Annotated in this window: 18 protein-coding genes and 2 pseudogenes; 19 read left to right on the top strand and 1 reads right to left on the bottom strand. The window is 43.0% G+C overall.

The features are described from left to right. Nucleotides 1-16 precede the first annotated feature (16 nt). The 7 genes and pseudogenes from SU60_RS06075 to SU60_RS20995 all read left to right on the top strand — a co-directional run bounded on the left by SU60_RS06075 (nucleotide 17) and on the right by SU60_RS20995 (nucleotide 8,315). Entirely contained in the window at nucleotides 17-337 is a 321-nt protein-coding gene (locus SU60_RS06075) for a hypothetical protein (RefSeq protein WP_041154752.1), read from the top strand. Next, complete coding sequence (locus tag SU60_RS06070) at nucleotides 334-849, top strand: S26 family signal peptidase (protein WP_041154751.1); 516 nt, start codon at nucleotides 334-336, stop codon at nucleotides 847-849. The genes SU60_RS06075 and SU60_RS06070 overlap by 4 nt, the downstream gene beginning before the upstream one ends. Beyond that, nucleotides 812-2,080 (top strand): TrbC family F-type conjugative pilus assembly protein, encoded by a 1,269-nt coding sequence (locus tag SU60_RS06065; RefSeq protein WP_041154750.1) that lies wholly within the window; start codon nucleotides 812-814, stop codon nucleotides 2,078-2,080. Before SU60_RS06070 ends, SU60_RS06065 begins: the two co-directional genes overlap by 38 nt. Further along, nucleotides 2,077-2,781: an EAL domain-containing protein gene (locus tag SU60_RS06060; RefSeq protein WP_014386721.1), complete on the top strand. Its 705-nt coding sequence runs from the start codon at nucleotides 2,077-2,079 to the stop codon at nucleotides 2,779-2,781. The genes SU60_RS06065 and SU60_RS06060 overlap by 4 nt, the downstream gene beginning before the upstream one ends. Then, a pseudogene (locus SU60_RS06050) lies at nucleotides 2,778-3,783 on the top strand (TraU family protein). Before SU60_RS06060 ends, SU60_RS06050 begins: the two are co-directional and overlap by 4 nt. Before the next feature lie 195 nt (nucleotides 3,784-3,978). After that, complete coding sequence (gene traN, locus SU60_RS06045; RefSeq protein WP_014386723.1) at nucleotides 3,979-6,759, top strand: conjugal transfer mating pair stabilization protein TraN; 2,781 nt, start codon at nucleotides 3,979-3,981, stop codon at nucleotides 6,757-6,759. Nucleotides 6,760-6,986: 227 nt separating this feature from the next. After that, nucleotides 6,987-8,315 (top strand): hypothetical protein, encoded by a 1,329-nt coding sequence (locus tag SU60_RS20995; protein ID WP_014386730.1) that lies wholly within the window; start codon nucleotides 6,987-6,989, stop codon nucleotides 8,313-8,315. A gap of 100 nt (nucleotides 8,316-8,415) precedes the next feature. Here the strand turns inward: SU60_RS20995 and SU60_RS06035 are convergent, their stop codons facing one another. After that, nucleotides 8,416-9,090, bottom strand: coding sequence for a DUF1845 domain-containing protein (locus SU60_RS06035; RefSeq protein WP_014386731.1), 675 nt, complete (start codon nucleotides 9,088-9,090; stop codon nucleotides 8,416-8,418). A 296-nt stretch (nucleotides 9,091-9,386) separates the two neighbouring features. Here SU60_RS06035 and SU60_RS06030 point away from each other — a divergent pair, with 296 nt between their 5' ends. The 12 genes and pseudogenes from SU60_RS06030 (at nucleotide 9,387) to SU60_RS05985 (ending at nucleotide 19,856) form a co-directional block, all read left to right on the top strand. Further along, nucleotides 9,387-9,710 (top strand): hypothetical protein, encoded by a 324-nt coding sequence (locus SU60_RS06030; protein ID WP_014386732.1) that lies wholly within the window; start codon nucleotides 9,387-9,389, stop codon nucleotides 9,708-9,710. Nucleotides 9,711-9,874: 164 nt separating this feature from the next. Then, nucleotides 9,875-10,096, top strand: coding sequence for a hypothetical protein (locus SU60_RS06025; protein ID WP_014386733.1), 222 nt, complete (start codon nucleotides 9,875-9,877; stop codon nucleotides 10,094-10,096). Nucleotides 10,097-10,358: 262 nt separating this feature from the next. Beyond that, complete coding sequence (locus SU60_RS06020) at nucleotides 10,359-10,664, top strand: hypothetical protein (RefSeq protein WP_052481498.1); 306 nt, start codon at nucleotides 10,359-10,361, stop codon at nucleotides 10,662-10,664. 386 nt (nucleotides 10,665-11,050) lie between these two features. Then, the gene (locus SU60_RS21960; protein WP_164833035.1) at nucleotides 11,051-11,227 is read left to right on the top strand and encodes a hypothetical protein; all 177 of its coding nucleotides are present in this window, start codon (nucleotides 11,051-11,053) and stop codon (nucleotides 11,225-11,227) included. 212 nt (nucleotides 11,228-11,439) lie between these two features. After that, nucleotides 11,440-12,411, top strand: a complete 972-nt coding sequence (locus tag SU60_RS06015) for an AAA family ATPase (RefSeq protein WP_014386736.1) — start codon at nucleotides 11,440-11,442, stop codon at nucleotides 12,409-12,411. A 9-nt stretch (nucleotides 12,412-12,420) separates the two neighbouring features. Beyond that, complete coding sequence (locus SU60_RS06010; RefSeq protein WP_014386737.1) at nucleotides 12,421-13,302, top strand: hypothetical protein; 882 nt, start codon at nucleotides 12,421-12,423, stop codon at nucleotides 13,300-13,302. Nucleotides 13,303-13,367: 65 nt separating this feature from the next. Beyond that, nucleotides 13,368-14,192: pseudogene (gene bet, locus SU60_RS06005) on the top strand (phage recombination protein Bet); the annotation flags it as partial. 240 nt (nucleotides 14,193-14,432) lie between these two features. Continuing rightward, nucleotides 14,433-15,443 (top strand): YqaJ viral recombinase family nuclease, encoded by a 1,011-nt coding sequence (locus SU60_RS06000; protein WP_041154747.1) that lies wholly within the window; start codon nucleotides 14,433-14,435, stop codon nucleotides 15,441-15,443. Between the two features lie 85 nt (nucleotides 15,444-15,528). Then, a complete protein-coding gene (locus tag SU60_RS21955; RefSeq protein WP_164496844.1) occupies nucleotides 15,529-15,672 on the top strand; it encodes a hypothetical protein in 144 nt (47 codons plus the stop codon). A 447-nt stretch (nucleotides 15,673-16,119) separates the two neighbouring features. Further along, entirely contained in the window at nucleotides 16,120-17,424 is a 1,305-nt protein-coding gene (locus tag SU60_RS05995; RefSeq protein ID WP_014386741.1) for a DUF3150 domain-containing protein, read from the top strand. A 68-nt stretch (nucleotides 17,425-17,492) separates the two neighbouring features. After that, a complete protein-coding gene (locus tag SU60_RS05990) occupies nucleotides 17,493-19,253 on the top strand; it encodes a VWA domain-containing protein (protein ID WP_014386742.1) in 1,761 nt (586 codons plus the stop codon). Nucleotides 19,254-19,514: 261 nt separating this feature from the next. Then, complete coding sequence (locus SU60_RS05985) at nucleotides 19,515-19,856, top strand: DUF5983 family protein (protein ID WP_041154746.1); 342 nt, start codon at nucleotides 19,515-19,517, stop codon at nucleotides 19,854-19,856. Nucleotides 19,857-20,072 lie beyond the last annotated feature (216 nt).

The raw sequence follows: 20,072 nt of genomic DNA, 5'->3' as shown, positions 1-20,072 counted from the left end.
TAAAAAGGAAAGGATGATGAACTTTAAATCAATTTTAATTGCGGCGTTGTTAGGTGCAGCTGGTGGATTTGGTGGTTCTTATTACTTCATGGTCAAAGAAACCGCAGCACTTCATGACCGATTAGCGTTAACGCCTCCAGTAGTTGTTGTGGATTTCACGAAAATTGCGAGCTCATACCCATCCGGAGCTGATGAGGCTGAGATCGAACAATTGATGCTTAAAACAAACAACGCAATCTTCAAACTCAAAGAAGCGGGGTACTTGATTATTGATGGTGCCGCTACTTTAGGTGCCCCTGAGGATATTTATTTACCTTCGGAGGTAATACTGGAATGAAGCTCATTGTTAGAAAAGAATCTTGGAAGCGATTTGCTTTAAAGGCTGCAATTGTACTTGCTCTTCTTTGGGTTGCTGGGACGTCCTTTGCGGGACGTTACCGAATCGGTTATGACCCTCAATTAGAGCGATGTTTACCTAATCATTCTGTCTACCTTATCGACCTAAAAGATAAAGAACTCCATAGAGATGCTATTTACGCCTTTTCAGCAAAGGGTATGGAGCCACTTTATGATGATGGAACAAGGATGTTAAAAGTCCTTTCCGGGATGCCAGGCGATACTGTTGAAGTCAATAAAAACTGGGAAGTTGTAGTGAACGGAGAGGTTAAACAAGTAGGGTTACAACTGGCTAATAAGTTGAATGTTCCTGCTAGTCATTTCTTTGGGAAAGGTGTTCTTCCAGAGAAACATTATTGGTTTCTCGGGGAAAGTATATCGAGTTTTGATTCACGCTATTGGGGAGATGTAAAAGATGAGCAAATCATTGGCCGCGCATATCCGCTTTTCTAAATTGTCTGTATTAGTTGCGGCCCTCATTTCAAGTTCTGTTTTTGCTAGTAACAGTCCTCTAACTAGCGAGGATATGGCTATCATCGAGCAAGGAAGAGAGTTGGCAGAGAAGGCTCGCCAAATGGAAGAGCTTCCTGTTTGGGCGAAGAATAAAAATCTAGATCAATCTCAGGTAGAAGCACGTCAGTTTTTTCAGCAATTACAAGAATCTGACCCCACGCTGAAAGCAATGGCAGAAAGACAGGCCGAAAAAAGTGTCTACACAGGGCACTCCACTCTTATTTTTGCATCTTACTCATTGGGAAAAGAAGGGCTGAAAGACGTCCTTGATACGGCATCAGGTGAAGATGATGTGGTAGTGGTTTTCCGTGGAATTCCGGATGGTATGAGCATTGGTGATGGCATCAAAGCTGTTCAAAAATTAGCAGAGCAAATGGACCCAGTGCCTAATGTCGTTATCAACTCTGTTTTGTTCCAAAAACATAATGTCACGTCAGTACCAACAATAGTCGTGCTTGAAGAAGAAACTAAGCCTGGACACGATCCCAAAGAACTCGCAAAAGTTACAGGTTTATCGACGCTGGAGTGGATAAGAAAAGAGGTGGATGCTGGTGAGTCTGGCGACTTCGGAGTTCGAGGTCCAGCAGTTGAAATTGCGGAGCAAGACTTTATCGAGAGAGCTAAAGCTCAACTAGCGGGTATTGACTGGGAAGAAAAGAAAGATCAGGCAGTAAAGCGGTTTTGGCATAACCAGCAGTTCAACGAAAGACCACGGGCACCACGATATAGAGAGCGATTGCTTGACCCAAGCATATACCTATCGAAGGACATAAGTACCGCTGAGGGAGTTGTGTTTGCTCGTAAAGGTGAGGTTATAAATCCACTTTGCGCTCACGGCGAAGAGTGTAAGCCGGGAACTCGTCAGTTTACTCAGGCCGTTATCATTTTCGACCCTTTAGATAAAAAGCAAATGGAACTGTTGACTGAACTTGTCCCTAAAGTGCAGCAAGAACGTGGGGTTCAAAGAGTCACATATATTGCTACTCAGTTTGAGCGCGATAGTGGTTGGGATTCATATAAACATGTTACGGACACAGTTGACGCTCCTGTTTATCTGCTTACGCCGGATGTAGTTAATCGCTTCCAAGTCGAGTACACGCCAACAGTAATTACAGCTCAAGGGAATAACTTTTTGGTAAGGGAATTTGATGTTAAGGAGGCTGTGGAATGAACCTGATCCCTGCATTTCAGACGATTACCTCAAATGGTAGCAATACTGTTGGAGCAGAAGTACTTTCTAGATGGCACCATCAAGGTCAAGTCTATGGTCCAGCAGACCACAAAACACCGATTAATTGGGGTATGGTGGATTTAGAGATAATGAAATCTCTGATTCCCCTTGTCCCTGTTATCGAAAGGCTTTACCCCAGTATTTTTATTAACGTATCGCCACAGACATTGAGCTTTTCAGACATGCGAATGAAGTGGTTCAAATTGTTGAAAGAGCTTACAGATAAAGCCCCATTCCAAGTAGTTATAGAAATCACGGAAAAGGTAACACCAGAACAGTTGGATAACGCATGGTCCTTACTTAGTCAGTTCAATGTTGCTTTAGCTATGGATGACTTTGGAGAAGATCACTCATCAGTTAGTCGCCTAACATCTTACTCTTGGCAATTTTGCAAAGTTGAAATAGGACAATTGAAGGGTTTGGCAGGTAACGCGGCGGTTCAGTATTGTCGTCTTAACAACATAACACCGATTGCAGAACGAGTTGAAAGTGTAGCTCAATCAGAAGTGGCAAAACTTCTTGGATTAGAGTGGCAGCAAGGTTTTTTGCATGGCAAACCCGTCACGTTCGACCTTGAAGTGAACTCATTAATAAAACAAGCACAAGTATCTGAGCCAGTTAGAGTTGGAGTTATGTCGTGAATAAAATATTGAATTCAATTTTATTAGTGGCCCTATTTGCCTTGGCGGGGACTGCTAAAGCTGATCCAGGATGCCAGAATGCAGAAGTCATTGGCCCTAAACTTTTTACTGATATCTGTTGGTCATGCATATTTCCGATTCGAGTGGCAGGGGCAACAATGAGCGGAGGTGGTGGTTCTTATCCGTCTGATGCAGTTGGGAGCTTTGTGTGCTTGCCAAGATAACAATGGGATACCACGACCAGGTGTAACTACGTCAATGTGGGAACCTGCTCGTTTGGTTGAATTTCAACGAGTTCCAGGGTGCTCTTCTGTGCTTAATGGAACTAGATTCCCCTTTGACAGAACGTTCCAAGGTCATCATGGAGAAGGAACGATGGACGGTGGTGATGGCTCATTTATGCATTATCACTTTTACGCCTTTCCTCTTATGACAATGTTGGAACTGTTCGTGAAGAAGACCTGCAATGCTGATGGTTACTCTGATTTAGATATTATGTACCTGTCCGAGTTAGACCCTACTTGGAACTCTGATGAACTTGCATTTTTTACTAATCCCGAAGCTGCTGCTGTCGCTAATCCTATAGCAGCGGCAGCATGTACAGCTGACGCTGCGGCTGCGAGTATTGGTAAGCCTCTCAAGCAGTTGTTTTGGTGTGCAGGTAGTTGGGGGTCAATTTACCCTTTAAGTGGAAACCAAAATGGTGGAAAAGGGGTGATCAAAGACAGTAGTCTACTTGCAACCCGTGTTCTAACAGCTTTGCATCGTCGAGGTTTGTCATGGAAGACGATGGGTTCTGATGCAATGTGTAATGGTGTCATAAGCCCAACATTACCCAAAACACAATACAAATTTACCTTATTGCATCCAGTCGCAGAAACAAATTCTTCACATGTTATCGGAGAGTCAACGTTAACGTGGGGGATAGGGAAAACAATTCCAGCAATAGGTCAAGATCCTATTTACACGATATGGCGCTGGAATGATTGTTGTAATAACTAAAGCTCAACAAAGAAATCACTAATAACTAGCCCCGTTTTGGGGCTTTTTCTTTATATGGAGGACATGAGCAGCGTAGGTAAACGACCCCAGTGTTGTCCAAAATGGACAGTTCCACAGTCTAAAGAAACTCGGTCGGGCGACTATCATGGCGATATATGTTGAGGGGTAATAAGAACGGGTTACAGGAATAAAGTAATGAGAAATTATACAAGGTTGATGAGGGCTGTCGCTTCTCTGCTAATAGTGACAACCCCTTTCTTGCCGATACATGCCTATGCTAACGGCAATAGCGCTAGTGAGGCAGGACGAGAAGCGCAAGTTTTAGCAAATGATTTAGTGTCTTCGTTCAAGTCCGCTCCAGGAGGAGTTAACAACGGAAATATTAGTTTTCCAACACTTGAAAATGGTCAATTTCAAAATGGTGGTGGAACTATAAATGTAAATGATTTATTTCCGGGTACAAGCAGCTCCAATAGTGACCCTTCAAGTTATTACTTCCCAGATGGAAACCCGAACTTAGGTGAACTAGAAGGTGTCTATAATGACAACAATGGTATGGATTCTATTGGTGGTAATGCAAAAAGCTCTCTATGGAGTGATGCTAATAGTGGGAGCCCCACCATATCAGGAGCAGCCTACAAAGTTCTCTTGGATGCAACAAACCAATCAAAGCCTGATTTCAGCAATGACCCCTTGATGAACCTTAGTAAGAAAACCTATGAAGACATTGATGTGATATCAGAAGGTTTTGGTGATTGTTCTGCTGAAACAATCATTAACAACAATACAATTGCAACGCATATACCAGATTATAGAACTTGTGAAAGGGTAACGGATAAAAGTGCCGATTGTGAAGTGTTGCATGAGTATGACGCTGAAATCATAAAATACCATGATGGCCCATTTAACATTAAGCCGTGTGGGGATGATTGTATTGAACTTTGGATCGGTAAAGTTGGCGATAACTACTGGTCAGGCTGGTGTACAATCTATGAGCAGGCAACACAGGTTAGAGTTGATAATCCTGATGCAATCATTTCAGCGACACTAGAATATGCTAAGTGGGATGACTATATGCAAGTATTAGTAGGTCCTCCTGGCAGTGAAAACAAAGTATGGCAAGGTCCGAATAGTAACTTCCCCCCAGAAACTCCCGGTGCATGTGAGCTAAGTACAAGTTGGCAAACTAACCCCAACACTGATGTGACGTCTCACTTTAAAAACACAAAACCAGGCGATGTGGTTAGTTTTAAAATCAGAGTTTCTGTTGCTGGTAATGGTGAAGGTTTTGGTCGGATAAAAATTAAGTACGATCGTTCAAAAGCAGTATTCAAAGACACATGGACCCCGCAGAGTTGTCTCGATGCAGCTGTAGGTATCCGAGATGGTTTTGCTTCTGGTCAATTCTCTTGTATTGAGCAACCATCTGATGTAAATGCGTCTGGTTGTGTAGTAAAAAATGGATTTAAAGTTTGCGAGGACATGTTGAGTGAGCCTCCTTTGCCTGGGATACCTAAGTTATGCACAAAAGTCAGAGTAAAAGCTGACTATGACTTCTACAAGGGGCAAATGGAGTGTTGGACTGACCCACAAGGAGAAATACAGTGCCCAAATAATCAAGGTGGCAACCTTGATTCATGTAAGGTTCTGGAAGATAACCCGCAGTGCGGTTTTGTTAGTTCTAAGTGTGTGGAAGGTGCTCAGGGAAGTTCAGGAACATGTTATGTGCAAGAAGATACCTTTGATTGCGGGACGGATGTTGATGTACCTACTTTAGACAAAGAAACAAACTTTACATGTGGTGGGCCAATAAAATGCATGGGTGACGAGTGCTTAGACGTTAATAAGACACAAAGTACCGACTTTGCCAGAGCTGCCGCACTGCTGAATGCTGCTCAGTTTATGACACAAGATATGGCGTGTACTGGTACTGATGGTAACGATAACCCAACAGGTACAGAAAACGTTATTTGTAAGGCTTTTGGTGGCGATCCAGGTGAATGTAAAAAAGCTGTTGGGGGGGCTCAGGATTGTTGTGAGAAACCAAGCGGCCTATCTATGGGAGACTATCTGACTCTTATGATGTCAGTTCCTAAACTGGATGGTGCCATTATGTCACTGGATAACGGCAGTGCAATTAAAGGTGCTTATCAAGCCATCCGTGATCCAGCCATTAGTGGTTGGACCGAAATCACCAAGCCGTTCACTTCATATATTGAGAACATTACAGGTGCGATTGACAACTTTACTAAACCAATCACTGACTTGGCAAAAGAGGCAATTCAGGCTCTCAAAGATGAAATCACCAAAATAACCAGTAAAGCTCTAGGGAATGCATCTGCATCAGGAAGCGCTGGTGTACCAGCTGGCGCATCGGAAGGTATGATGGAGCAAATGGTAGGACAACAGGCAGCGAGTGTACTAAGTGGTATTATGGCCGCGTATACCGCTTATGTTGTGGCTATGATGATCATTCAAATAGTTTGGAAGTGTGAAGAAGAAGAGTTTGAATTGAATGCAAAAAGAGCATTGAATAGCTGCACTAAGGTTGGTTCATATTGCAAATCAAAAGTGCTGGGAGCATGTATCGAAAAACGCGAAGCATACTGCTGTTTTAGCTCTCCACTATCACGAATTATTCAGGAGCAAGTAAGACCTCAGTTAGGAATGAACTTCGGCCCTGCAAAAGCTCCTCAGTGCGATGGTATTCCACTGGATCGTTTATCTGAGATTGACTGGACACAGGTAAATCTGGATGAATGGTTAGCTTTGCTGAGAGTTAATGGTCACTTTGACGATCCTGCTGGTATGACTTTAGACCGCCTTACTGGATCTGGTAGTGCGTTTAATGTTGATGGAACTCGACTTAATGCTCAAGAGCGAGCTGAGGAGAGATTGAAGGGGTCTGATCTCGATAAAACAAGAAAAGATGCGGGAGACTCCATCCTTCCAGATACAGGTGCTCCAGGTTATTAAAAAGACCAGTTGTATACACATTAAAGGCGCTCCCATTTTGAGCGCCTTTTTTCTTGTTTGAAATATTCGCTGAACCTGTTAGATTAAATCCATGAGGTTTGAGCGTTTCCCTCGGCATCCACCAGTGCCAAAACGTGATACCGCAAACCAGTTAACCTGAAACTAATGGCTGTGTTTGCGCGAGGTGGACGTAGCAAAAATTTTAAGCCAAGTGAAGGGATTAACTTATGGATACTCCATACCCAATTTATCCGTCTCAAACGGATGCATTCAAAAATATCGCCAAGTCATTTGCATCTCTTATAGCAAAAGAGTCCAAAACCAAAGTTCTGAGCGCATTCAAACGTAATGACTGGCTGGCTCAGTCTTTAGGCTATAAAGGACACGCAGATTTACTTCAATCGACTCAGTTTCGAAAGCAGGCCGACCAAGGCGAACCTTTAAGGTGCTTTCTTCACGAGAGCATTCGAACTGCGATCAGTCAAACATTCTCGTCAAAGATGCCAGATATACCTCCTCAAATTATTGAAAGGGCAAGTTTAGAAATGAAAGACGCCGAAGTGGTTTTGTCTAATACTCACCCAGAAGCAAAATTGCCTATGATGCTTGATGAAGGGAGTAAGTATTTTTCTGGGTCATTCGAGAAAATACGAGATGAAATAAACGCTGCGGCAACGCGAAAAAATTATGTGCCTGTTCTAAAGCTCGATTTTTCAGAATCACCATTCAATGTATACGCAGTACTTATGGAACATTCTGCCCTAAAAGCATTTAAGGTAGATCCTAATCGCCGCGATGTAGAATTGATTTATCTCAAGCCCAAAGGTGATACATCTAGTAGTAATTGGAAAATTAGAGCTTCACTAGATGTTTGGGGAGCGGAAACGATCCCTGCTGACGTGCTAAATGACTGGTGTGTTTTCCGTGACTGGTTATTGCAATTCAATCTCGTTGGCCGTACTCATATCTCTGAGAGATTGAAAGATCATAGATTTATTACTTTCCACACGCAGAGTCATCCTGAATACACACTTGAAAAGTTGTACGGAGATCTGAACAGTGAAGAAGATAAAAATCTGTTGTACGCATTGTTAAACCCTAACAAACGATTGATGAATGATGAATCGTCACGAATTGATAGTCGTGGTAATGGCTTCAACAGTACATTGAAATACTCATCGGAAATTTTAAAGATGATTTCGGGAGAAAAGGGTAGCAACAACCAGCGAGGCTGGACAATTGATGGTGTGTTTGAAAATGAAGCGATAGAACACTATGAGCCCATTCAATCAGGTTATGCTTTCCGATTAAAAGGTATGTCCACGGTAGTTACAGTGACATTGACGCCGAACGCAGAGACTGGCTGGGTCGATTACAAGCTGAGTCACTACATTAAAACTCCAGAACAAATGAGCAAATATGTTCCAAGTAGACAATCGGGTGACTATCTTGAGTATGCCTTGCAACGTGGAGTAACAACGATTACCGATTTTTATAAAATCGCAGTACGCAATGGTCACATTCCAGATGACTCGTGGCTAATAGCGAATAGTTAAAGTTAATGATGACATTTTTGACTTTCACATGTGAAAGTGAGAAACACAAAAAAGCCCTTCTGTTGTAGAAGGGCTCTCAATAGATAACCGACATAAAGCGTTAAGCTGCCTTTTCATCTTCCCCAGATTCAGCATTGTCGGCTTCGGATGCAATTTCTTCATCAGTAGTTTCTTGAGTTGGAGCAGCTGCTTCAACTTCATCTTTCTTGCCTTTGGAGTGCGCTGAGATGCGAGCTCTCTTCTCAATACCAATAATTCGGCCAGCAAGTTTGATTAAGCGTTGTTGCCATTGATAAGTGGCGTCTTTGCGCTGTTTGCTTGTGAGGATACTATTTAGCCATAGAGTATCGACTAACAACATCAAGTTATCTAACTTGCGCACTAGGTGAGCAAATTGAGCTACTTGTGGTGAGTTGATCTCGATATCGTACTGGTTTGGGCTTGTATATTCTGGAGCGCCTTCAATTCCGTTGTCTTCCATCAGCTTTTGTAGCTGATTAGTGGCGGTATCAAGATCAACGGATACTTTCTCGATGTGCTCCTGGATGATGCTTTCTACTTGGTCAATTTCATCTTGTTCACCAATGATTCGCAAAATAACATCAATCGAAAACAGTGAATCGGAAACGCGCTGAAAGCTGCGTTCGACTACACGTTGAGCTTGCAGACTGTTCACTTTCAGCACTCGTTTGAATACAGGGCGAGAAAGGTCCGCATTGTTGCGCTCTTTTTTGGTTGGTTGTTGTTCCAAAGAGGTTTCTGCTAAGTCTGTCATTTCTTTCTCCTTCAATTGAATACAGATACAGATAAACGCAGATACAGGATAAAAGGTCTATTGACGAATCCTTAGCTACAAATGTGCCCAGAACGGGCAGATAGAACGATTTATTACATTTTACGAGAAGTGCTATAGTAAAGACTCTTTAGTCGCTCTGCGGCTTTATGTGAGATAGCTGGTCTCCACAAACAATCAGCATTAATCATATGCCGTATGGCATTTCAAAACCCAATCGGGGGAACAATACCCCGACCAAGGGTGTTGCTCCCCTTAGTTTTATAAGGAGTAACACCATGCACATCATCACTTTCGTTTTTGTTATCGTAGCTAGTCTTGGCGCATTGTACGTAGGAGCAATGGTATTTGCGAAAGCATTTACTTTTCTTGCGTTGCAGTTCCAGAACTTAGGTTTGTTCTTTTGGAACAAAGCGAGTAACAAAGCGCGGTCTGTACAGGCCGTTATCAAAGAAAAAGCTGAACAAAAAGCGAAAGCTGTTCAGACTGCTGTTGTTCCTGAGCCTGCTCAAGAACAACCGACTCCGGCTAAACCTGTCGATGAATATGCTTATCTAGAAATTCCAACGTATATCCGTAAAGGAAAAACGCTGGTTTGGTAAGTAGATCTTTAAGGGTATAGCTCAACCAAAAGACTTGACTGATGAGATGTACAACACGTACATCTCATCTTTCATCTCTAAAAATAAAAACCTGACGGGGGCAACTACCCCGTAGGGGTGAGTTTGTCTCTGTCGTTTAAAAACGTTCAAAAAGGAGACAAATCATGAACAAAATTACATTTACTTTCTGGAAAGCCATCTTGAATGTAGTGCTGGGCTTAGGTACTGGTGCTGTTATTACTGGTGGTATTGGTCTTATGACTGGTGGTGTACATCCCGCAGCTGTGCTCGGAGCTAATGTCGCTGCTGTTGTTATGGGATTAGTTTTCATGGCAGCTTACGTTGTTGGTTCTATCATTCTGGTAGCATTTAGTGACAGTGGATAAATAGGCTCAATTTTGAGCTTAATTTTCGTTAGGATCTGAATGACACTTTGAGGACAGAACAATGACAACAGGAAGCCTGTTATATTTTTCGCTCATCTTGGGGGGCCTGATAGCTATCATTGTTATTGGGTTGATAACCAAGAAGATTGTAGAAAAAAAGTTAAACAAAAAGCACGATAATCGTGATCAGTAATTTAACCCTGGCGGGGGACCTACCCCAGAAGGGATAGGGTATCTCTGCTTAACAAGCAAGGTAACTTATATGAATACTGTACACTTTTGTGGATATGATTGTGATGTAAGAAAGATCCAATATCCAAATCAACAATTAGCTCTAGAGCTGGTGGCCTCGGACACAAAGAATAATAGTCAGCAAGGTATTATTCCTGGAGAGCCAGTTTGTGTTGCAACGGTTTGTTTGCCTGATTTCAAGTTCAAGCCACACCAGTCAGCGATCTCAGAGATTACTCTGAGTTGGCTGGTATTCTGGATGTACTTGAAGAAGCAAAAATTGTTAAACGCACAGGTCAGCAATTACCCACGGGGTATGTATCTGTTCCTGTTGTGAATGTGTTGATTTAGCTTTATAGCCATGATAAACAAGCTCCAATGGGGCTTGTTTTCAAAGCATGTAGTGGTACGTGTTTTGAAAACAAGCGTCATAGGAGTCATGTATGGTAAAAAACATGCCAGTATCAGGTATTGCTTTTAGCGGTACTCAGGTATTTGGCGTTTCAAATTCAAAGCCTCCATAACCTGGCTCTTTGTTACACAATGAAGGACACAGGCTAAGGAGGACAGTTCATGCCAAGTAAGATCCAATACAAATTACGTCCCTTTTTATACAGCAATAGTTCACTGTCTCTGAGTAGCGTGTGTTTCGTTTTCCATTATGTAAATGTTCATTCAAAGCAAATTGGGTCAGGAGAATTATTGCATTGGGGATAAGATAGTATGAGAGTTCACTTGTATGATGATTGCGTGGGTGTGTTGTATTTAGCCAGTGGCCGAACGATATCTATCAATCCACGACAATTTTGTAGTGTTATTGAAGCTCAAGAGGTTATTACTGACTGGGCTAAGCGTTTAGGTATTATTGGTCAAAATGACACTATATCCGCGTATTCATAATCAAATTCGGCCCAGTTTAGGGCCGAACTTACCAAGTCTTTTTAGGCATACGACAATTATGCCTAAAAGATTTTTGCTCTCATCTGAGAGTGAAGATGCGATAGCTGGTCGCTAAAAACAAACAGCAATTAACGTTAATTGAAATAGCCCAACCGGGCACACTTAGCCCGGTACGGGTCTAGGTGTGCCCACAACCAATTAGGAGCGCACCTATGTCTCAACAATATGCAAACTTCAAAGTACGTGATGTTTTTGGTATGCCGGATATTCCGGAAAAGATTCTCGCTAAAGGCTATGCCGATAGCAGCAATCCTTTTATTCCACAAACTCACGCCGATTACGTTTTCCGAAAGGAGTTCTTGAGAGAATGCTTAGCATTTTTGAATGATCCCTGCGGTGATGCGTACTATGTCACCGGACCAACAGGTTCTGGTAAAACTTCTGGCATTACAGAAATTACAGGGCGTCTCAACTGGCCTGTGCAACAAATTACGGCTAATGGTCGTTTAGAGTTCACAGATTTAGTTGGACATCATGCCTTGATTTCACCAAAGCCTGGAGAAACTCCCGTCATGCAATTCATGTATGGCCCTTTAGCAATCGCTATGCGTGAAGGCCATGTCCTCCTCATTAACGAGGTTGATTTGGTTGACCCAGCAGAGCTTTCCGGTTTAAACGACATTCTTGAAGGTCGTCCACTGGTTATCGCTCAGAATGGTGGAGAAATCATCAAACCACATCCAATGTTCCGCGTTATTGTCACTGGTAACAGTACAGGCTCAGGTGATCCATCAGGATTATACCAAGGCGTAATGATGCAGAACTTGGCCGCAATGGATCGTTATCGTTTCTCTGTTGTGCCATATATGGCAGAGCAAGATGAACGCGGCGTTCTGGAGCGAGTAGTTCCTCGTCTTCCTGACAACATTCGTAATGGTATGGTTCGAATTGCTAATGAAATTCGTAAACTATTTATGGGTGAAAACGGGGATGATGGACAAATCAGCATCACAATGTCTACGCGGACACTTGTGCGCTGGGCAAAACTAACGTTGCAATTTCGTGGTGCGCCAAATGCCATTGAGTATGCCTTACAACAATCATTGCTAATCCGAGCCTCAAGTGAGGAGAAAGAAGCTGTCATTCGCATAGCGAAAGACGTTTTCGGTGAGCAGTGGCGATAGGGGGATCTCATGGATACGCAAAACATGATTTGCAAACGTTACATCCGTGAACGTGGAACGACTATCGACAAGGTAATGCTTGGTTACAAGCCAGTTCAATGGTCCATCGATCCTGATGGGCCAACTGAATACCAATTGGTAGAGTTCTTTGAGTTAAACGGGTGGAAAGAGACTATCTTGCTCGATGGGCAGATAATCAGAGCCACCAGCTTAGATACGATTCCTGTCACCGTGAAAGAGAAAGAAAATCAGCATGTTGATGATCTGCTTAAAGAGGGGTACTCCTTCCTCGATGAAGTGCAGGTAAACGCCACAACAAAAGCTGTGTCTTCTCTTGAAGCCGAAACAGAATCAAAAGATGGTTACTCACTGAGCTGGTTGTTGTCATCGCCTGTTGATGCTTCAAATCATGCTCTACTCCGAGGGTTTATTGTCGGGGTCTTTACTGATGGTGCATCAAAGCTTGGCTTCGATGTTGCCAGAGAGAAAGGATCTCAATCTCAATTACCTGATGTTTTAATGAGAACCAATAAAGGGTATGAGCTAACTGTAAAAAGCGGCGCTAGCGAAAACACCATCTGTCCAACGATGTTGGAAGGTGCTGGGACGCTAACTGCTTCGGATGGCTATGAGCCTTTACTGATGTTCATTTATTTACAACGCAGATTTGAGCAGGAGTTTTTTAAAGATGATGAAAAACGCTTGGTTAAAATCTGTGGAGAAGATGGTGATCTGTTTATTTATGACGGATTTGATTCTTTGGAAGGAATATTTTTTGAGTTCGGATGGAATTACAACGAAGTTAGAGAAGCGGCAGAACGTCTTGGTTTAGTCGCCGAACTATTTCGATTGGATAACATTGATTGCGAAACCGAAGATTCCTATTTTTAACCCCTAGAGGGGCACTGTGCCCTAAGGGGTCATGGTGTCCCTTCCATCTCAACGGAGAGAACACCATGTCTACAAAACCAGAAACGAAATCATTAGTTGAAAGAATGGCTCAGCGGTTTGGGGTTGATGCTAAGAAGTTTTTTGAAACTTTAAAGCTAACAGCCTTTAAGCAGCGAGACGGAAGCGCACCAACTGATGAGCAGATGATGGCATTACTCATCGTAGCGGAGCAGTACAATCTGAATCCGTTTACGCGAGAAATATACGCTTTCCCCGATAAAAGCGGCGGCATAGTACCTGTTGTTGGTGTTGATGGCTGGAGCCGGATTGCCAACGAGCACAAGCAATTTGATGGGGTGGAGTTTGAATACTCTGAAAATCTTATTGAAATGCCCGGAGCAAAGGTGAAATGTCCAGAATGGGTGGAGTGTATCGTTTACAGAAAGGACCGTACACGGTCTATACGTATTCGAGAATATCTTGATGAAGTCTATCGTCCACCAGTCGAAGCAACGGGTCAGTACGGTCCTTACACTGTTATTGGCCCTTGGCAGACTCACACGAAACGACAGTTACGACACAAAGGCTTTATCCAAGGTCTGCGTATCGGTTTGGGGTTTTCTGGAATTTACGATCAAGATGAAGCTGAACGCATAATTGAAGGTGAAGCGCATGTTGTATCGTCAGAACAAACCACAAAACAACCAGCTGTCATTGAAGCCTCAAGTCCATTGGCCTTGGAGCATAAAAAGAAAATGGACCCACTTTTAAAACAACTTGCAGATAGAGCTATTGCGCAAAATGCGTGGTCAGCAACTCACGAGTATGTTGAAAGTCGGTTCTCTGGTGCCGAGTTGGAGTATGCGGTTCAATATTTGCGTGATGCAGAGATTGATAGCATGGAACCAGCTGTAACCCAAAAAGCTTCTATCCAGGAAAAGGGAAATGTTGACGATGTTCAATCTGAGTTACCAGATGAGCCGATTCAGCATGATCCTGATCCTATAGAAGAAGGTTTGCACGAACCTGATCCTGAACTGGAAGAGGGTGGTGACGGCAACTACTTTTAACCCCTTGCGGGGGAGTTCCCCCGCGATGGGGACTCCTCCTGTTAAATACAGGAGAGAGCTATGAAAATCGTCAATCTATCTCAAAGGAGCGAACAATGGTTGGAATGGCGTAAAGGTGGTATTACTGCTACTGACGCCTGCATCCTACTAAATCGTTCTCCTTATAAAACGGAATGGCGACTCTGGGCTGAAAAAACAGGCTATGCTCGTGAAGTCGATCTAAGTCTAAACCCTCTGGTGCGCCAAGGGGTTGAAAACGAAGATAAAGCAAGACGTGCATTTGAGGAGAAGTACAATGATATTCTCTTACCTGTTTGTGTCGAGTCAGTTCAATATCCATTGTTTAGAGCATCGCTCGATGGTCTACGAGGCAATGGTGAACCTGCTGAACTGAAATGTCCTAGCGAAACGGTCTGGAACGATGTTTGTTCTGAACTAAAAAACAGCAAGGCTTATCAGTTATATTACCCTCAAGTTCAACATCAGTTGTTAGTTACTGGTGCAAAGCAAGGGTGGCTAGTTTTCTACCGAAATGGGCAACTCAAGGAGTTTGTTATCACCCGAGATGAGCCTATGATAAAAGAAATTGTGGCTAAGGGCACAATCTTCTGGAAAAGAGTCACTGAGCGTAAAGAGCCTGAGAAAGACCCCAAGCGAGATCTTTTTATACCGCAAGGTAAGGAAGTGAACGAGTGGATTTACGAAGCGGAGCAGTACCGACTTTATGACGCAGAAATTAAGCAGTTGGAAGATAGGTTGCAAGCGTTGAAAGATAAGCGGCAACCTCACCTTGATAAAATGAAATCTTTGATGGGTGAATATTTCCATGCGGATTATTGCGGTGTAATGATCACTAAGTACAAAGCCGCTGGTCGGGTAAATTACCAAAAGCTACTTGAAGAAAAAGGTTCGAATATTAAGCCTGAGGATTTTAACTCGTATAGAGAGGAGACCTCAGAGCGTTACCGAGTAACGGTTACAGGCTCTGTTAACCCGAGGTACATTCAAGATGAAGAGGTTTTAGCCCCTTTAAACGATGTGTCTCTAGAAGTAGAGTCAGCCTATTTTTAGGCATAAATAACAAGCCCTTTGGGGCTTGTTTCTAAAGCATATCGCGTCAGTGTGTTTTAGAAACAAGCAACAAAGGGCATCTACAATGAAAACACAGAACTTCAAGCTCATGTACCTACATGGTGGCCGCTGGCTAGAACGTATCTACAAAGATACGATTTATGCCAATGTACAAAGAGTGGCAAACTCTTTCCCAAAAAGTGTTACCTGGTACATTGAGCCTATGTGAAATGTAGACATGAAAGGGGGAATGTATTCCCCCCCCTTTTCCATTGAAGATTGCTTTTTCGGTCTTCAACGGAAAAGGACGAATTCTACTCTCATCGAGAGTGAAGACGCGATAGCTGGTCGCTAAAAACAAACAGCATCAAACTCATTTCAATTTAACCCAACAGGGGAGCTTCTCCTGTTCGGAGTTAGCCTCCTGTCTATTGCACTAGGAGGCAACCATGAAAAACTACAAGCTATGTTATAAAAAGAAAGGTTCTCCGAACTGGATGACCCGAGTATTTAATGACACCTTGTACGACAATGTTCAACGTGTTGGAAATTCATTTCCATCCACCTTTACCTGGATGATTATTCCTGCGTAACTCACTTTAACTTTATAGTCCAACCGGGCACATCATGCCCGGTTCGGGACATGGTGTGCTTTCACTTTGCTGGAGAATAAACCATGTCAAAAGTTAAACATCTCGAAAATCTATGCGTTATTAATGCTGATTTTGATATCTGGAGTGGGCAAACTCGTTTGTCTGCATCTGACTTTAAATTGGGTGCTGGTGGTGAAATTCCACCAGAGAAAGTAGCTCAATTAGGGTCGAAAAAAATCTGTGATCCAGCGAAGCTGAAAGGCTTTCATCGCTTGAAAACAGAAACTCGACGTTTTTTGCTTAGCTATGGTATGCCATTCATGAATGGCTATGCTGTACCCGTAGCAAAAACTGATGAGATTTGCGCCAAGTTGGACAAGATTGACGTCGAAGTTCAACAGTTAAAACACGAGTTCGTTACTGGCTACAACAATGCCGTTGATGAATGGTGTCGAGAAAACCCTGAATACGAGACTGCTATTCGTGCTGGAGCTCTTCCTCGTGAAGAAGTAGAAAAACGAATTGGTTTTGAATATCAGGTGTTTATGGTTCAACCTACTCAAGATGAGCAAAGCGCACACAGACTTAATCGTAAGGTTGAGGAGTTGGGCGATGATCTCATTGCTGAGGTGGTAAATGATGCCAATGATTTTTACAACAAACGTTTAGCTGGGAAGATGCATGTAGCAACAGCTACAGGCGCAACGCTAAAAAACCTACGTGATAAAGTGGATGGACTGTCATTTTTGAACAGCGCATTCACTCCGCTCGTTAGCCTGCTCGATCAAACACTAGCAGGGTACGAAAAGCACGGAGCTGGAAAGCGTAATATTGAAGGTATGTTCGTCTTTCAAATTATGGCCGCTGTATTAATCATGTGTGATCGCAAACGTATTCAAGAATACGCTGGTGGTTCGCTTAGTGTTGATGATGTAGCCAAAACCTTGACCAGAGATGAACTCAGCTCATTAGAGTCTGGAGCTTCTGATCAAGAAGATGAAAGTGAAGGTGTTGAGAGTGATGAGGCACTGGAACAACCATACGTTCAAACGCAAAGCCAAGAAGTTAACCAAGAAGATGGTGAACAAGTTAATAACTTAGAACCTGAAACTATTTTGGATGACTTCGAAGCGTTTTTAGCCAACCGCACATCCAGTGCAAACCAAGATGACGAGGAAGATGATGCTTTGGAAGACAAAAGCGATGTCTCTTCTCAGACTCTGTGGGATGCAGACCTAAATTGTGATGACATTCCAGTGGAAGACTATAGCCAAGACCCAGCAGATTATGTTGGCAAGGACTTTGGTCAATCTCACTCTAATGATCATGTTGTAAGTCAACCTGAACAGCAACCAACTGAGCTTGATGATCAGGATTGTTATTTTTAACCCCCTCGGAAGGGACAACCACCTTTCCGAGGGTGGTTTGTTTCTTCTGTCCAAATTGGAGAAGAAATATGTCTAAAAAACGTACTGTTTATAATGCTTTACCCATCGTAGCTGCTGCTTATGGCGAGAAGTTTGGTGTTAAAGTTGCCTTGGGGTCAGATACCGCAAGCACTGATGGTCAAACTATCGTTATTCCAAATGTTCCAGATGACTATCCAAATATGGATGCTGTTTGGGGCTACTTGGCACATGAAGCTGCACACGTTCGGTTTACGGACTTCAATGTAGAAAGGCGACGCGCCTTGCACGCTCACCTAACAAACGTCATTGAAGATTGTCGTATTGAAAGAGCAATGCCTGGGGTCTATCCAGGAACAGCTTTGACACTGCACGAGATGGCTCGATACATGCTTCAAGCAGGCCATTATGAACCCGTGAGAGATGAAGACCACCCGGCATCCATCCTGTCTGCATACTGCTTGTATTGGTTGCAAACAGTTGGTGTAGGTCAAACTGCATTGCAAGAGCGTTTAGATGGCGCAAAAGCTGTGTTTGAAAGAGTTTTCCCTCAAGGTGTTGTTGTAAGGCTTAATGCCTTGCTACGTAAATGTGTGGACGCCAAATCAACTGCAAACGCTGCATCTCTTGCTGATGACATCATTAAGATGATCGAAGAAGAGAAAGATAGTGAAGAGCAGCAAAATCCGAAATCTCAACGTGAGCAATCACCTGAGCAGAAGGATAAAAGTAGTGACGACTCTCAAAGTCCAAATGGGCAGGAACAGTCGTCATCTAATGGCAATGATGAAAATAGCCAAGAACAACAGGGTGGCAGTAGTGGAGCGCAAAGTGAGCAAAATGAAAATAGCCCCGAAGTTCAAGGTAATAATAGTGAAGAGAACGCGAGCGGTAACAGTTCTCCTCCTAATGCTTCTCAATTGCTACAACAAGTACTAAGCGCTGGAAACAGTGATTTGCCTAAAAATGCGCAAGACGCTTTGAAGCAAGAGCTGAATCTGGTAGCCCAGCAAGAAGGTGATGATCGTTACCAAACAGTACGGTCAGCAATGGATATCCATGATCACAAAGAAGCAGGGCAGCGTCTCAATGGAGATGTGAAAAGTACAACTTCAAAAATCCGACAGCAGCTTTATGGATTGGTGCAAGCCAGCCAAAGAACTGCTCATAGGAACCAAAGAAGTGGAAAGCGTGTAGACACTCGTCAACTACATAAAGTTGTCATTGGAGATACTCGTATTTTCCAGAGACCAGAAGCTAAGAAGCGCCCTAATACAGCGGTTCACATTTTGGTCGATATGAGCTCCTCAATGGATAGCCCTGCCGGAAACGGTAAGCGCAGGGAAGATATTGCAAGGGAAGCCTCTTTAGCTATTGCATTAGCTTTAGAAAGCATTCCAGGGGTTAATCCAGCAGTAACGTTTTTCGGTAACAACTCCAATGTTCCTGTGTACAGCGTTGTAAAGCATGGTCAAAAAGTACAAAACCAAACTGGTAAATTTGTCTTCAATTCACGCGGTGGTACACCGATGGCTGAGGGCATTTGGTATAGCGCATTTGAGCTAACCAAAACCAGAGAGGAACGTAAAATGATGATTGTTGTGACAGATGGTGCGCCGAACAATGCACTGGCTTGTCACAAAGTTATCGGACTGTGCGAAGCCAGTGACATAGAAATGATTGGTATTGGTATTGAAACTACAGCCGTTAATCGACTGTTCAATACGAACATTGTCATCGAGGATGCTGCGGATCTACAAAAAACACTGTTTAAGTTAATGGAGCGATCGTTGACCGCTTTTGCTGCTTAATCAGTCCATGTATTGGCCCTATCCCGTCAGGGACGGGGCCTATTCATTTTAGGCGTCTAACTCCCTGATAGGGGGATAGCGTTGTATATTATTAGGGAGTATTTAATCATGATTATTGGGTATCAAATTGAAGATAAGCATGGTCGTAATTGGCATGACAACATTGACCGCGCTGACAACCCCTGCACGGTTCTAAGTTAGCAAAGTGCCATTAAAGAACTTAAAATACTGCAAAAAACCAGACCTGAACGCGACTTTAGAATGATTGCTGTATTAGAGGGTGACATTGAGTATCCATTTTTTGAATGGTCACTTACTGCGGCTAACGATCAGTATAAGACGCTTGGTGTTAGCATTTGTCATATTCCATTAGATGAGCATGAAGCACTAAATGAGCTATCCTATGCTCCAGACTGCAATATGATAATGGGTCGAAATACTGGCTGGCTCATCAAACTGTACGATGAACCTGAGAACAATCTTGGATATAACGGTATGGGGGAAGAATTTCACAATATCTTAGTTTCGGCAGTTAAAGCTGGGTATCGCATGATTGAAATTGATGCTGATGCTCAAGTTCATGACCAGTTCCCAATATTTTAATAACATTTAATACGCCCAGTCTCTTATCTGGGCTTTTACTTCACACACATTTTGAACCTGGTGGGCCAACTACCAGAAATAGGCGTCGGGTTTCCCGGCGCTTTCCTTGAGCCTTTCACTTTCACATGTGAAAGTCGAGAGATTCAAGGAAAGTGCCTTGTGCGCTGATGTGCGATAGCTGGTCGCCAAAAATAAACAGCATTAATTCACTTTTTA

It is taken from the genome of Vibrio mytili (assembly GCF_000830505.1).
Taxonomy (GTDB): domain Bacteria; phylum Pseudomonadota; class Gammaproteobacteria; order Enterobacterales; family Vibrionaceae; genus Vibrio; species Vibrio mytili.
This window is presented reverse-complemented; position numbering and strand designations above follow the sequence as displayed.